General features: G+C 63.2%; 16 protein-coding genes and 1 tRNA gene. 15 read left to right on the plus strand and 2 right to left on the minus strand.

All coding sequences use genetic code 11. The annotated features are described in order from the left end of the window. Window positions 1-105: 105 nt before the first annotated feature. From atpB to murA, 10 genes are all read left to right on the plus strand, one after another. Window positions 106-852 carry a F0F1 ATP synthase subunit A gene (gene atpB / locus L1F31_RS08350; RefSeq protein WP_265420182.1) on the plus strand — a complete coding sequence of 249 codons (747 nt, stop codon included), beginning with the start codon at window positions 106-108 and terminating at the stop codon, window positions 850-852. A 79-nt stretch (window positions 853-931) separates the two neighbouring features. Further along, window positions 932-1,156 (plus strand): F0F1 ATP synthase subunit C, encoded by a 225-nt coding sequence (atpE, locus tag L1F31_RS08355; RefSeq protein WP_265420183.1) that lies wholly within the window; start codon window positions 932-934, stop codon window positions 1,154-1,156. Between the two features lie 19 nt (window positions 1,157-1,175). After that, a complete protein-coding gene (locus tag L1F31_RS08360) occupies window positions 1,176-1,727 on the plus strand; it encodes a F0F1 ATP synthase subunit B (RefSeq protein ID WP_265420184.1) in 552 nt (183 codons plus the stop codon). Next, entirely contained in the window at window positions 1,727-2,533 is an 807-nt protein-coding gene (locus tag L1F31_RS08365; RefSeq protein WP_265420185.1) for a F0F1 ATP synthase subunit delta, read from the plus strand. The genes L1F31_RS08360 and L1F31_RS08365 overlap by 1 nt, the downstream gene beginning before the upstream one ends. Window positions 2,534-2,614: 81 nt before the next feature. After that, a complete protein-coding gene (atpA, locus tag L1F31_RS08370; RefSeq protein WP_265420186.1) occupies window positions 2,615-4,249 on the plus strand; it encodes a F0F1 ATP synthase subunit alpha in 1,635 nt (544 codons plus the stop codon). Between the two features lie 31 nt (window positions 4,250-4,280). After that, window positions 4,281-5,213, plus strand: a complete 933-nt coding sequence (locus L1F31_RS08375; protein WP_265420187.1) for a F0F1 ATP synthase subunit gamma — start codon at window positions 4,281-4,283, stop codon at window positions 5,211-5,213. Between the two features lie 26 nt (window positions 5,214-5,239). Then, window positions 5,240-6,688 carry a F0F1 ATP synthase subunit beta gene (gene atpD / locus L1F31_RS08380; RefSeq protein ID WP_265420188.1) on the plus strand — a complete coding sequence of 483 codons (1,449 nt, stop codon included), beginning with the start codon at window positions 5,240-5,242 and terminating at the stop codon, window positions 6,686-6,688. Window positions 6,689-6,691: 3 nt separating this feature from the next. Beyond that, window positions 6,692-6,952 carry a F0F1 ATP synthase subunit epsilon gene (locus L1F31_RS08385; protein WP_101545515.1) on the plus strand — a complete coding sequence of 87 codons (261 nt, stop codon included), beginning with the start codon at window positions 6,692-6,694 and terminating at the stop codon, window positions 6,950-6,952. Window positions 6,953-6,974: 22 nt separating this feature from the next. Beyond that, complete coding sequence (locus L1F31_RS08390; protein ID WP_135538628.1) at window positions 6,975-7,442, plus strand: DUF2550 domain-containing protein; 468 nt, start codon at window positions 6,975-6,977, stop codon at window positions 7,440-7,442. Further along, window positions 7,442-8,755, plus strand: coding sequence for a UDP-N-acetylglucosamine 1-carboxyvinyltransferase (gene murA / locus L1F31_RS08395; protein ID WP_265420189.1), 1,314 nt, complete (start codon window positions 7,442-7,444; stop codon window positions 8,753-8,755). Before L1F31_RS08390 ends, murA begins: the two co-directional genes overlap by 1 nt. Window positions 8,756-8,877: 122 nt before the next feature. Here the strand turns inward: murA and nucS are convergent, their stop codons facing one another. Next, window positions 8,878-9,573, minus strand: a complete 696-nt coding sequence (gene nucS, locus L1F31_RS08400) for an endonuclease NucS (protein ID WP_265420190.1) — start codon at window positions 9,571-9,573, stop codon at window positions 8,878-8,880. Window positions 9,574-9,603: 30 nt separating this feature from the next. On the opposite strand from nucS, the gene L1F31_RS08405 reads away from it, so the two are divergent. After that, window positions 9,604-9,900 carry a hypothetical protein gene (locus L1F31_RS08405; RefSeq protein ID WP_265420191.1) on the plus strand — a complete coding sequence of 99 codons (297 nt, stop codon included), beginning with the start codon at window positions 9,604-9,606 and terminating at the stop codon, window positions 9,898-9,900. 168 nt (window positions 9,901-10,068) lie between these two features. Here L1F31_RS08405 and L1F31_RS08410 read toward each other — a convergent pair whose 3' ends face one another. Next, window positions 10,069-11,766: a cell division protein gene (locus tag L1F31_RS08410; protein WP_265420192.1), complete on the minus strand. Its 1,698-nt coding sequence runs from the start codon at window positions 11,764-11,766 to the stop codon at window positions 10,069-10,071. A gap of 229 nt (window positions 11,767-11,995) precedes the next feature. Between L1F31_RS08410 and L1F31_RS08415 the strand changes: the two genes are divergently transcribed. From L1F31_RS08415 to L1F31_RS08430, 4 genes are all read left to right on the plus strand, one after another. Beyond that, the gene (locus L1F31_RS08415) at window positions 11,996-13,186 is read left to right on the plus strand and encodes an acetyl-CoA C-acetyltransferase (protein WP_265420193.1); all 1,191 of its coding nucleotides are present in this window, start codon (window positions 11,996-11,998) and stop codon (window positions 13,184-13,186) included. 72 nt (window positions 13,187-13,258) lie between these two features. Further along, the gene (locus tag L1F31_RS08420) at window positions 13,259-13,573 is read left to right on the plus strand and encodes a thiamine-binding protein (protein WP_265420194.1); all 315 of its coding nucleotides are present in this window, start codon (window positions 13,259-13,261) and stop codon (window positions 13,571-13,573) included. Between the two features lie 79 nt (window positions 13,574-13,652). Then, entirely contained in the window at window positions 13,653-13,859 is a 207-nt protein-coding gene (locus L1F31_RS08425; RefSeq protein WP_265420195.1) for a hypothetical protein, read from the plus strand. 105 nt (window positions 13,860-13,964) lie between these two features. Further along, a tRNA-Arg gene (locus tag L1F31_RS08430) sits at window positions 13,965-14,038 on the plus strand. The last annotated feature ends 176 nt before the right edge of the window (window positions 14,039-14,214 follow it).

Raw genomic sequence — 14,214 nt, forward strand, 5'->3', positions numbered from 1 at the left:
GGCCATCAGGGCCCTTGACCATGGGAGAGTAGTAAAAACGTGGGAACACTCAACGCCGCGAATACAACAGACATTGCTGCTGAAGGCGGCTTCCACGCTCCTTCGATGGCTGAGTTCTTTCCAGCCTCGTTCCTCTTCGAGGGCACCCCGTTCGAAATGAACCGCGTGATGCTCATCCGCATCATCGCCACCGTCGCCGTCGTCATCCTGCTGGCCGTCTGGGCCAAGCGCATGAAGCTCATCCCGAGCCGCTTCCAGTCGAGCATGGAGCTCGCCATGGAGTTCGTGACCGTCGGCATCGCCGAGGACACGATGGGCAAAGACAAGGCAAAGAAGTTCATGCCGCTCATCGTGGCGATCTTCTTCGGCATCCTCTTCTGGAACGTCACGAAGCTCATTCCGTTCCTCAACATGCCGGGCACCGGCGTCATCGGCATGCCGATCGTCCTCACGCTCGTCGTGTACGTGACCTATCACTGGGCCGGCATCGCCGAGAAAGGCCTCGGCCGCTACCTCAAGGATTCGCTCATCCTGCCCGGTGTGCCGCCGGCGATGCACATCCTGCTCATCCCGATCGAGTTCATCACGAAGTTCGTCACCCAGCCGTTCACGCTGGCGATCCGACTCTTCGCCAACATGATGGTGGGCCACCTCCTGCTCGTCCTCTGCTTCTCCGCAACGAGCTTCTTCCTCTTCGACGCCTCGAACGGATTCCAGTTCTTCGGCATCGTCACCTTCGCCGGCGGCTTCTTCGTGTTCATCCTCGAGATGCTCATCGTCGTGCTGCAGGCCTACATCTTCGCTCTTCTGTCCTGTGTCTACATCAATGCCGCGATCTCTGACGAACACTGAGACCGCACCCAGATCCGTAACTCACGAGTTGCACGGTCGGGCCAACCACCCGGCTTCATTATGAAAGGAAAAGCATCCTATGGATATGCTCGCTGAAGTCACCGGTAGCATCAGCACTGTCGGATACGGCCTCGCCGCCATCGGCCCCGGTATCGGCGTCGGTATCGTCATCGGAAAGACCATCGAAGGAACCGCTCGTCAGCCCGAGATGGCAGGCGCCCTGCGCGGAAACATGTTCCTCGGTATCGCACTGATCGAGGCCCTGGCCCTCATCGGTATCGCCACCCCGTTCTTCCTGCCCTGATCGCGAAGAGGACTGAAAGATGACTCCAGTAACCATCGTGGCGTCCGCGGAGAACCCGCTTCTCCCCGCGCTGTACGACATCATCTGGAGTGCCGTTTGCCTGCTGATCGTCTTCCTGGTCGTTTGGAAGTACGTCCTCCCGGCTTTCAATAAGACTCTGGACGAGCGCGCCGAGCGCATCCAGGGTGGCATTGAGAAAGCCGAGAAGGTGCAAGCCGAAGCCGATCAGGCTCTGGCCGAATATCAGAAGCAGCTCGCCGACGGTCGTGCAGAGGCTGCACGACTGCGCGCCGAGGCTCAGGAAGAAGGCGCTCAGATCATCGCCGATATGAAGGCGCAGGCTCACTCCGAGGCTGACCGCATCATCGCATCGGCTCAGAACCAGATCGACGCCGAACGCCAGGCCGCCATGGTGCAGCTTCGTTCGGAGGTCGGTTCGCTGGCCACGGACCTGGCTTCGCGCATCGTCGGCGAATCCCTCGCCGATGACCAGCGTTCAGCGAACGTGGTCGATCGCTTCATCTCCGATCTCGAGTCCGAATCCTCCGGCCAGCCGGTCAAGGGGGCGTGATGCTCCAGTCGAGCAGATTGTCCCTGCAGGCCGTCCTGGAGACCGCGAACTCCGAGATCTCCGGGGGAGACCCGCGAGAGATCGGCGAAGGCACTCTGGCTGTGGTCGGAGTTCTCGCTGAGAACCTCGCACTGCGCAAGGCCCTGGCGGATTCGTCCGAATCGGCCGAGAGGAAGCAGCAGCTGCTGCGGACTCTGTTCTCGACTCGGACCACGGACGCGGTCCTGCGGATCAGCGACGAGGCCGTCGGCCGTCGCTGGGCCCGGACCCAGGACCTGGTCACCAGCCTGGAGGTCGCCGGTGTCACGGCGATCGCCGCGGCCGCTCAGAGCAGCGGTCAGCTCGGCCAGGTCGAAGAGGAGATCTTCCGCTTCGCGCGTCTGCTGGAATCCAACCACGAGCTGTCCCGGGCACTCGATTCGCAGGCCGACGCCGAGAGCAAACGTGTTCTCGTCTCAGACCTGCTGTCGGGCAAGGCTCAGCCTGACACCATCCGATTGGTCGAGCAGGCCGCACTGCACCCGCGCGGACTCCGCGTGGCGAAGGCTCTTGACCAGTACAGCGACATCCTCGCAGCCCGGCAGCAGCGCTCGGTTGCAGACGTCACCGTGGCCAAGCCGCTGAGCGAGTCCCAGACCGAACGGCTGCAGGCAGCACTGTCGGCCAGCTATGGTCGCGAACTCGTCCTCAATGTCCAGGTCGATCCCGAGGTCATCGGGGGAGTCCGGGTTCAGGTCGGCGACGAGATGATGAACTCGACCGTGGCCGATCGACTGGCCGATGTGCAGCGCAAGCTCGCAGGTTGACACTAGTGGCCGGCTTCTCCGGCATAGGCGGCCCACCGGTCGTCGGACGCAAGATTTGAGAAAAGGAAGCAGGGAAACCAGATGGCGGAACTGACAATTCGCCCGGAAGAGATCCGGGACGCTCTCGGGAAGTTCGTTGACTCGTACAACCCCGAGAGCTCGGAAAAGGCCGAGGTCGGCAAGGTCGTCACCGCTGGTGACGGAATCGCCCACGTCTCGGGTCTGCCCGGCACCATGGCCAATGAGCTCCTGCGGTTCGAAGACGGAACCCTGGGCCTGGCACAGAACCTCGACGAGCGCGAGATCGGCGTCGTCATCCTCGGTGAGTTCTCCGGAATCGCCGAGGAGCAGAACGTCTACCGCACCGGTGAGGTCCTCTCCATCCCCGTCGGCGACGGCTACCTCGGTCGCGTCGTCGATCCGCTGGGTCGTCCCGTGGATGGTCTCGGCGACATCGAGACCGTCGGCCGTCGTGAGCTCGAACTCCAGGCCGCCGGTGTGATGGACCGCCAGGAGGTGCGCGAGCCCCTTCAGACCGGTTACAAGAGCATCGACGCGATGATCCCCGTCGGCCGTGGTCAGCGTCAGCTGGTCATCGGTGACCGCAAGACCGGTAAGACCGCTCTGGCGATCGACACGATCATCAACCAGAAGGCGAACTGGGAGACCGGCGACCCGAAGAAGCAGGTCCGCTGCATCTACGTCGCCGTCGGCCAGAAGGGTTCGACCATCGCCGGTGTCCGCCGCTCGCTCGAAGAGGCCGGTGCCCTGGAGTACACGACCATCGTGTCCTCACCTGCTTCCGACCCCGCCGGCTACAAGTACCTGGCTCCCTACTCGGGTTCGGCCATCGGTCAGCACTGGATGTACGACGGCAAGCACGTCCTCATCGTGTTCGACGACCTGTCGAAGCAGGCCGAGGCCTACCGCGCCGTTTCACTGCTGCTGCGCCGCCCGCCGGGCCGTGAAGCCTACCCGGGTGACGTCTTCTACCTGCACTCGCGTCTCCTCGAGCGCTGCGCAAAGCTCTCCGATGAGCTCGGCGGCGGATCGATGACCGGTCTGCCCATCATCGAGACCAAGGCGAACGATGTCGGTGCCTTCATTCCGACCAACGTCATCTCGATCACCGACGGACAGATCTTCCTGCAGTCGGATCTCTTCAACGCCGGTCAGCGCCCCGCTGTCGACGTGGGTGTGTCCGTGTCGCGAGTCGGTGGTGCCGCTCAGACGAAGGCTCTCAAGGGAGTCTCGGGCACGCTGAAGATCTCGCTGGCTCAGTACCGCTCACTCGAGGCATTCGCGATGTTCGCATCCGACCTCGACGATGCGACGAAGCGCGATCTGGCTCGTGGCGCACGACTGACCGAGCTGCTGAAGCAGGGTCAGTACACGCCGATGCCGTTCGAGAAGCAGACCGTTTCGATCTTCGCCGGCACCAACGGCTACCTCGACGAGATTCCAGTTGAGGACGTGCTGCGTTTCGAGTCCGAGCTGCATGACCACATCGAACGCAAGACGGGCATCTTCACGACTATCCGTGAGACCCTCAAGCTCGATGACGACACCACTGCAGAGCTGAAGAACGTGCTCGACGAATTCTCGCGCAACTTCGCCAGCTCTGACCACGGCGGATCGAAGGCCGGCAGCGAAGACACAGCCACCGCCTCCTCTGACGAGGTCGAGCAGGAGCAGATCGTTCGGCAGAAGCGTTGAACCTGTTCCGTAACGGCGAAAGGAAGAACTGATGGGAGCCCAGCAGAGGGTCTTCAAACAGAAGATCCGCTCGACTCAGTCCTTGAGGAAGATCTTCAAGGCGATGGAGCTCATCGCTGCTTCGCGGATTCAGAAGGCAATTGCCCGTTCGCAGGCCGCCAGCCCGTACGCGAACGCCCTCACCCGGGCCGTTTCGGCGGTGGCCAGCGAGTCGAACGTCGATCATGTGCTCACCACCGAGTCGGACAACGTCAAACGGGCCGCAGTGCTCGTGATGGGTCCGGACCGCGGGTTCGCCGGTGCCTACTCGGCTAACCTGTTGCGTGAGGCCGAGGAACTCGTTCGCCTTCTCCAAGGCGAAGGTAAGCATGTGGAGCTCTTCACGGTCGGAGGCAAGGCCAAGAACTACTACACCTTCCGCGATCGCAAGATCGAGAAGTCTTGGACAGGAATCTCCGAGAATCCGACGGCTGAGGTCGCACGCGAGATCGGCGAAGCTCTGTTGGAGAACTTCGATCCGGAGTCCGAGGACTCGGGTGTCGATGAGATCTACATCGTGTTCACGAAGTTCGTCTCCAGCGTCACACATGATCCGGAGTACCGGAGACTGCTGCCGCTGGAGGTCGTCGACGCCGATGAGGCGACGACGGGCGGACAGTCCGCAGGTTCGACCGACGCGCCCGCGTTCCCTCTCTATGAGTTCGAACCGAGCGCAGAGGCCGTCCTCGACGCACTGCTGCCGCGGTACATCGATTCGCGCATCCTGTCGGCCCTGCTGAGCGCTTCGGCCTCGGAACAGGCATCACGTCAGGCAGCGATGAAGACGGCCACAGACAACGCGGATGATCTCATCAAGACCTACACCCGGTTGGCCAACACGGCTCGCCAGGCGGAAATCACCCAGGAACTCACCGAGATCGTCGGTGGGGCGGATGCCCTCGCGGCATCGGCAGCCGGCGACTGACCGGCGAGAGCAGAGAGAAAGAGACCATGACTGCCACAGCAACGGAAACCTCTCCGGCACAGGGCACTGCCCTCGGCCGGATTTCCCGAGTCATCGGCCCGGTTGTCGACATCGAGTTCCCGCTCGACTCCGTGCCTGAGATCTACAACGCACTGACCACGTCAGTGGACCTGTCCGAGGGAACCAGGAAGCTGACCTTCGAGGTCGGTCTGCACCTGGGCAACGGACTCGTCCGCGCCGTGTCGCTGCAGCCGACCGACGGACTCGTCCGCGGTCAGGAAGTCGTCGATACAGGCGCACCGATTTCGGTGCCGGTCGGCGATGTGACCAAGCACCACGTGTGGAACACCACCGGTGACTGCCTCAACCTCGCCGACGGCGAGGAGCTGGAGATCTCCGAGCGGTGGCCCATCCACCGTCCGGCTCCGGCCTTCGACGAACTCGAGTCCAAGACCGAGATCCTCGAAGTCGGCATCAAGAGCATCGACCTCCTGACCCCCTATGTCCAGGGTGGAAAGATCGGCCTGTTCGGTGGTGCCGGTGTCGGCAAGACCGTGCTCATCCAGGAGATGATCTTCCGTATCGCGCACAACCACTCGGGCACCTCGGTGTTCGCCGGTGTGGGAGAGCGGACCCGTGAGGGCAACGACCTCATCATGGAGATGGACGAGGCCGGCGTCTTCAAGGACACCGCACTCGTGTTCGGCCAGATGGATGAGCCGCCAGGCACCCGTCTGCGCGTGGCGCTGTCGGCGCTGACCATGGCGGAGTACTTCCGCGATGTGCAGAACCAGGACGTGCTGCTGTTCATCGACAACATCTTCCGCTTCACCCAGGCCGGCTCCGAGGTCTCGACCCTGTTGGGTCGCATGCCCTCGGCCGTGGGCTACCAGCCCAACCTGGCTGACGAGATGGGTCTGCTGCAGGAGCGCATCACCTCGACGCGTGGTCACTCGATCACGTCGATGCAGGCGATCTACGTTCCGGCCGATGACTACACGGACCCGGCTCCGGCGACGACCTTCGCCCACCTCGACGCGACCACCGAGCTCAGCCGTGACATCGCCTCGCGCGGTCTCTACCCGGCTATCGACCCGCTGGCCTCGTCCTCGCGCATCCTCGATCCGCTGATCGTCGGTGACGAGCACTACCGCGTGGCCAACGAGGTCAAAGCGATTCTGCAGAAGAACAAGGAGCTGCAGGACATCATCGCGATCCTCGGCGTCGACGAACTCGGTGAAGAGGACAAGCTCGTCGTCCACCGTGCTCGCCGCATCGAGCAGTTCCTCTCGCAGAACACCTACACCGCTGAGAAGTTCACTCAGGTTCCAGGTTCGACCGTGCCGCTGGCCGACACGATCGAAGGCTTCGCGAAGATCTGCTCCGGTGAAGTCGATCACATCCCGGAACAGGCGTTCTTCAACGTCGGCGGTCTTGACGATGTCATGCGCAACTACGAAGAGATGCAGAAGTAAGCCATGGCGACACTCGAAGTGAATGTCGTGGCTGCCGATCGCGAGGTATGGGTCGGTGAGGCCAAGCGCGTCATCGCCCGTACCCTCGACGGCGAGATCGGCATCCTGCCGGGCCATGAGCCCGTGCTGGGTGTCGTCGCCGACGGCGAGGCGCGGATTCTCACGCCCGGAGAGGACACCATCAGGGTCAAGGCCGATGGTGGCTTCCTCTCGGTTGAGAACAACCGTGTGATCATTGCCGCTGATCAGGCCGAACTTCTCTGATCTGCAGGTTACACTGGCAACCGTGAACCCTTCTGTCCTGCTGATCGTTCTGCTCTCGTTGGTAGGACTTGCGCTTGCACTGATCGTCGTCGTGACGATCCGACGCAGGTCGATCTCGAAGCTCTCGGGTGCCTTTGACTGCTCAATCAACGTGGGCGAGGAGTATTCTTCTCGCCCACGTTGGCGTTTGGGCGTGGCTGTGTTCTCGGTCGCCTCCTTGGACTGGTACCCGGTCTTCGCGCTCACCAGACGAGCAGCATTCAGACTTCCGCGCGCCGACCTCGACATCTTGGTCCGCCGCAAACCCACATCGGGCGAACAGTACTCCGTTCTGCCCGACGCCGTCGTCGTCGACTGCTCCTACGGCAAGGCCGACGGTCGCCCCAGATCCGTGTCCCTGGCGATGGACACCGAATCTCTGTCGACGATGGCTTCATGGCTTGAGTCCTCACCCCCCGGCTTCAACCCGACGATGGGACGTTTCACCTGATGGATGTCTTCCGTTTGACCGGCCCGGCCCGTCTCAACGGCGTGGTCGATGTCCGAGGCGCAAAGAACAGCGTCCTCAAACTCATGGCCGCCAGTCTGCTCGCCGTGGGACGGACGACGATCACGAACGTCCCGGCCATCCTCGACGTGCGCATCATGGTCGAACTCCTCGTCCGCCTCGGCTGTGAGGTCGACTATGACCCCGCTGGCGGTGTCGTGAGCATCGACGTTCCCGCTGAAGTCGGAATCCAAGCCGACTACGAGCTCGTCCGTGCGATGCGCGCTTCCATCTCAGTACTGGGCCCGCTCACTGCGCGCATGCGATCCGCCCACGTCGCGCTTCCCGGCGGCGACGCCATCGGCTCCCGCGGGCTCGATATGCACCAGGCCGGTCTCGAAGCGCTCGGCGCCGTTGTCCACCTCGACCACGGATACTTCGTGGCAGAAGCTCCTGACGGGCTTCGCGGCACCGAGATCGTCCTCGAATTTCCCTCCGTGGGCGCTACCGAGAACCTCGTCATGGCGGCCACCCTCGCGCAGGGAACGACCACGATCTCGAACGCCGCTCGGGAGCCGGAGATCGTCGACATCTGCACAATGCTTGTGGAGATGGGTGCACAGATCGACGGCATCGGCACCTCAGAACTGACTATCACCGGCGTTGATGCCCTGCACCCGGTGGAGCATCGGACTGTCGGCGATCGCATCGTCGCGGGCACATTCGCCTTCGGTGCCGCGCTCAGTGCCGGGGACGTCACCGTCCGGGGCGTCGGACTCGAACTCATGCCGAACATCGGATTGAAACTCCGCGATTCCGGAGCGACGGTCGAAGAACTGACGAACATCAGCCTCGGCGACGGAACCGTCGGTGACGGTTTTCGCGTTCGCGGTGCGACGCGCCCCCTTCCGGTTCGCGTGGCGACGATGCCCTTCCCCGGATTTCCCACAGACCTGCAGCCCTTCGTCATCGCACTGAATTCCGTTGCTGACGGCGTCGGTCTGCTCTCGGAGAACCTCTTCGAGGCCAGATGGCGCTTCGTCCACGAGATCGCCCGCCTCGGTGCGAAGGTGCGCATCGACGGCAACCACGCACTCGTCACCGGTGTCGAGAGCTTGTCCGGTGCTGAAGTCGAAGCCTCGGACATCCGCGCTGGTGCAGGCCTCGTCATGGCCGCGCTGCGTGCCGGGGGAGTCACAGAGGTGTCGGGAATCGACCATATCGAACGCGGATATGAGAACTTCGTGGCGAATCTGCGCGGACTCGGCGTCGACATCGAACGCGTGGAGAAACCCGACGTGCTCAGCTTCGAGTAGCCAGCGGGGAGGAATGGCTGTATACAGCCGGCAATCCACGGACTCAGAACGACGCAGAAGGCGCCTCCTGGAGGAGGCGCCTTCTTTGTCCGTGGTCAGTACAGCACAGTCCTCAAGACTGCTCAGAACAGTCGGGAGTCGGGATCGTCCATTCCGCGCAGCGCATCATAGTCGAGGACGACGCAGCGGATGCCGCGGTCTTCGGCGAGTGTGCGGGCCTGCGGTTTGATCTCCTGTGCAGCGAAGACACCGTGGACCGGGCTGAGCCGCGGATCCCGGTTCATCAGGTCGAGATACCGGGTGAGCTGTTCGACTCCGTCGATGTCGCCACGACGTTTGATCTCGACGGCCACCGACGTCCGCTCGGGGTCTCGGGCGAGGATGTCGACGGGACCGATCGCCGTCATGTATTCGCGACGGACCAGGCTGTATCCCTGTCCGAGGGTCTCGATGTGCTCGGCCAGCAGCTCTTGGAGATGCGCTTCGACGCCGTCCTTGACAAGTCCGGGATCGACACCGAATTCGTAGGTGTCGTCGGCGATGATCTTCGCAATGGAGATGACGAGGCGGTCCCCGGTCTTCGTCTGCGAGACTTCCCACAGCTCGGTCAGACCCGCCTCCGCCTGTTCGGCATCAGGTTCGAGATGTCTGATCGTGCACGGGGGAGTCATCCAATTCAACGGCTTATAGGATCCGCCGTCGGAATGGATGAGGATGGACCCGTCGGACTTGAGCATGATGAGGCGGGTGGCCATCGGCAGGTGGGCGGTCAGACGACCGGCATAATCAACAGAGCATTCGGCAATGACAAGACGCACGCGGACCAGCCTACGTGAGACAATGGCCCAATGCCACGATCGTCATCTTCGCGTCGCAAGAACAAATGGCAGCGGGAGCCGCGTGACCTGTCGGAGACCACCGCAGGCATGCGGACGAGCCGGTCGCTGTCGGACGGAACCTGGTCCGTACAGACGGTGAAGGGCAATGATTCCGGAAAGGTCTACGTCTGTCCCGGCTGCGGCAGAGATGTCAGCGCAGCATCGGGCCATGTCGTCGCGTGGCGGCAGGAAGCTCGGCACGGAATCGAAATCGGTGTCGAGAGCAGACGCCACTGGCATCCGCGCTGCTTCGACCGCTTCCGCTGACCAGCAGACGCAGTTCGCCAGCAATCACAGTCGGCCAGCAATCACAGCTGATCAGCAGCCAGAGCTGATCAGCGGGAACATGAGGAAGGGCCCCGCCGAAGCGGGACCCTTCCTCATTCGCCCTTCAAGACTCTTCTCGGTTCGCAGCCGTGACCGAGCTGGACTCAGTCAGCGCAGAGAATTGCGTGAACGAGCCGTCTTGTTCTTGTTCGCGTTGTTCTTGTCGGTACCCGAGACCTGAGCATCGATGGAGATGGTGTCCTCGTCGGTGGCTCCGTTCGGCAGCTTCTCGTTCTTCCCCTGTGTCGGTTCGGAGGCGTTGTCCTGACCGGACTGACCGGACGGGGCCGACTGTCCGGACTGGCCCGACTGCTTCGGCTGACCGGACTGGCCCGACTGCTTCGGCTGTCCCGACTGGGCGGACGAGGAACTTTCGTTCGGCTTGACGTTCGAGGCGGACGAGTCCGTCCCCTCTATCTTGGACCCGGACTCCGCTGCGGAGCCCTTCGTCCCGGACTTCTTCTCACCAGTGCCTGCGGAGCCGGTGGCCGTCGCCGGTTTCGAGGCTGCGGAGGTGCTGTCGGCAGAGTCTGCAGCATTCTTGTCTGTCGATGTCTCCACCGTGTCGTCCTCGGCCAGCAGGTCTTCGAGCTCCTGGCCGTCGGCGATCTGCTCGGTGGCGTGCGAGGCGGATTCGGCCTTCGCAGGATCCACAGCGTCGCCGCCCATCACACCGGGCATAGCGAAGAGCGACCGCAGCTGATCGAGCTGGGCGGTGATCGTCTTGCGCTGCTTGGTCAGCAGGTCGACCTGGGACTGCGCTGAAGCGACATTGCGCTTGGCCTCGGCCGCCGATTCCTCGATGGTCGCTTCGGCCGTGGCACGGGCTTCGGCGATGAGCGTCTGCGCACGGGACTTGCCATCGGCGATGATCTCGTCGGCCTTCTTCACAGCATCGGTGCGTGTCTTCTCGGCGCGTTCTGCCGCCTCCTTGGCGTCGGCATCGGCCTTGCCGGCACGGGCCTGAGCTTCTTCGACGAGCTTCTTGTTCTCGGCCTGCGCCTGCTCATAGCGCTTCTTGCGCTCGGACTCTGCCTCTTTGCGTTTGGCAGCGAGCTCGACATCGAAATCATTGCCGGCCTTCTTCGACGCTTCGTCGCGAGCCTTCGCCGCTGCAAGCAGCTCGTCGGCCTGCGCCTGCGCGGTCGCGACCAGCTCTTCGGCTTCGGTCTTGGCCTCGGCCCGCAGATCGGCGGCGTCCTTCTCTGCTGTCGCACGCAGTTCCGAGAGCTCGAGATCGAGGCTTTCGCGTGACTCCTTGGCTGCCGCCTCGTTGTCTTCCTTCGCCTGTTTGGTCTCACGTTCGGTGCTGGCCGTGAGCTCAGCGGCTCGCTTCTCAGCAGCCTTGATCGTCTCTTCGGCCCGCAGCTCGGCCGAGGAGGTGATCGCATCGGCTTCCGATCGTGCATTGGACAGGGTGTCGTTGCTCTCGGTGTGCATCCGAGCGCGTGCAGAAGCTGCCTCGGCGCGAGCCTTGTTCCGAATCGTCTCAGCATCGGAATTGGCCTGAGCCAGGGTCTCGCGAGCCTGGGATTCGGCGATCTTGAGCAGGTGGTCGATGCGGCTTCCGGGAGGGCCCGATGCCTCGGCGTTGTCGTTGGCCGCTTTCTTCAGCTGAGCCTTGGCCTCCGAGAGCTCTCCGGCGATCTGGAGTTTCGCGCGATCCGCATTGATGACCTGGCTGCGTGCATCGGCAAGCGCCTTGCGGACCGATTCGACTTCGGTGCGCAGCTGCTGCAGACGCGAATCGACTTCACTCTTCTCGTAGCCGCGCATCGCTGTGCGGAATTCTTCGGCTGGCGTCACTGAAGCGAACTCCTGTCGTCTCGGAAAGGGGGTGTTCTGGTCTGTCCTCGTCCTACTCTAACGGAGACTCCATGAGTGTTGGGTGCGAATTCTCAGGTGTGGACACGGTCTTGCGGCGCCTGTGAGCGGACCCCGTGACGAAGGCCACAGTCGACTCGACTAGGCTGTCGGGTGACGAGAAGCATACGTGCCGGGACAGAGTCCGGGCGCGAAGATCCGAGGAGGAAAAATGGCTGATGCAGTGATCGTCGCCGGAGCCCGCACCCCGTTCGGGCGACTGCAGGGAGAGTTGTCGAAGCTCAGCGCCGTCGACCTCGGCGCGAAGGCCATCGCCGGAGCGCTCGAACGTGCCGGGATCGAAGGCAGCGCTGTCGACTACGTCATCATGGGCCAGGTGCTGCAGGCCGGCAACAGTCAGGGTCCTGCCCGTCAGGCGGCCGCCCAGGCCGGGATCCCGATGTCGGTTCCCGGCGTGACCGTGAACAAGCTGTGCCTGTCGGGAATCAATACGATCACTCAGGCTGCGCAGCTCGTGCGTGCCGGTGAATACGATGTCGTCGTGGCCGGAGGCCAGGAATCGATGAGCCAGGCCCCGCACATGCTCATGAAGTCGCGGTCCGGTTACAAATACGGCGATGTCGTCGTCAAGGACCATATGGACTACGACGGACTCTGGGATGCCTTCACCGACCAGGCGATGGGCGGACTCACCGAGGACGCGAACGCCGGGGACCGTGAGTTCTCGCGCACCGAGCAGGACGAGTTCTCTGCGCGGTCTCACCAGCGGGCGGCGCAGGCACAGCAGTCCGGCGCATTCGACAATGAGATCGTGCCGGTGACCATCAGCTCGCGCAAGGGAGATGTCACGGTCTCGGCAGACGAGGGAGTGCGCACCGATACGACTGCTGAGTCTCTGTCCAAGCTGCGTCCGTCGTTCCGCAAGGACGGAACCATTACGGCCGGCAACGCCTCGCAGATCTCCGATGGCGCCTGCGCCGTCGTCGTGATGTCGCGTGAGAAGGCCGAAGAGCTCGGCGCCCCGATCCTCGCTGAGATCCGCTCCCATGCGTGGACCGCGGGTCCGGATTCGACCCTGCAGCACCAGCCGTCGCAGGCGATCAAGGCTGCCGCCGAACGCGAAGGCGTGGCGCCTGACTCCTTCGACCTCTACGAGATCAACGAAGCCTTCGCCGCTGTCGGCCTGGCCAGCTCGAAGGACCTCGGCGTCGACATCGACAAGGTCAATGTCAACGGAGGTGCCGTTGCACTCGGACATCCGATCGGTGCCTCCGGAGCCCGGATCGTCCTGACCTTGGCTCTCGAACTCCAGCGCCGAGGCGGCGGGTCGGGCATCGCCGCACTGTGCGGCGGCGGGGGCCAGGGCGATTCGCTCATCATCAACGTGCCGGCTCAGGACTGATCCAGCCGAGTTCGGCAACAGCGGCGGGTGGTCCGAGGACTGCCCGCCGCTGAGCCAAGGAAGGAGAATCACATGCTCGCAGCATTCTCAGTAGCTCCCAGCGGGGGAGAACAGCCGGATGCCTCGGTCCACGATGCCGTGGCCGCGGCGGTCGACATCGTCCGGCGCTCAGGCCTGCCGCATCGAACCGATTCGATGTTCACGACCATCGAGGGCGAATGGGATGAGGTCTTCGGCGTCATCAAGGAAGCCACTGAGGCTGTCGGCCAGTTCGGCACCCGGGTCTCCCTGGTGATCAAGGCCGATATCCGACCGGGGTACACCGGCGAGATCGACGGAAAACTCGAGCGTCTGGAAGCAGCCATCGAAGAGCGCGCAGAGAACTGATCCGAATTTCCACGGGATTCCCAGTGACATGAGTCACTTCTGGGGCTAACCTTTTTCCAACGGAAGAAGGAGATGAACAATGAACGGTGCAAGATACTTCTCGATCGCCACTGGGCTGACACTGGTGGCTCTGCTGGGCTTCATGCTGGCCGGGTTCTTTCCGATCATCGTCGACTTCGCCTTCGGAATCGAGGCGGTCGCTGTCATCCTTGCGATGGCAGGAGCGGTAGTGGTGGCCTTCGCGACAGTGCGCAAATCCCTGGAACGGGCGGCGCGCCTCCACTGAGCCCCCGATTCGTCGAAGCGGCCTCGGGTGGGGGAGCGGACCACAATGGTGCGCCGGCCCGGGGCCGCTTTCTGTTCTCGTTCGGGCATCGGTTACGATGTTTGAGCCTCCGTAGCTCAGTGGGATAGAGCAACCGCCTTCTAAGCGGTAGGTCGCGGGTTCGAGCCCCGCCGGGGGCGCTTCCGCTGTCTTCCCCCGTCCCTGCCATCCGCGCTGAATCGGGCTGAATGGCGCTGAGTCGCGCCGATGCCGACGAGACTCATCAGACGTCCGTCGCTGCTGTCGCTGTCGGCTGTTCTCAGTGAGTCCGCTGCCATGTGAGCAATTCGGCCCCGATACGGCGTGGCAATTGGAG

Origin of the sequence: Brevibacterium spongiae (assembly GCF_026168515.1) — a bacterium.
Lineage (GTDB): Bacteria > Actinomycetota > Actinomycetes > Actinomycetales > Brevibacteriaceae > Brevibacterium > Brevibacterium spongiae.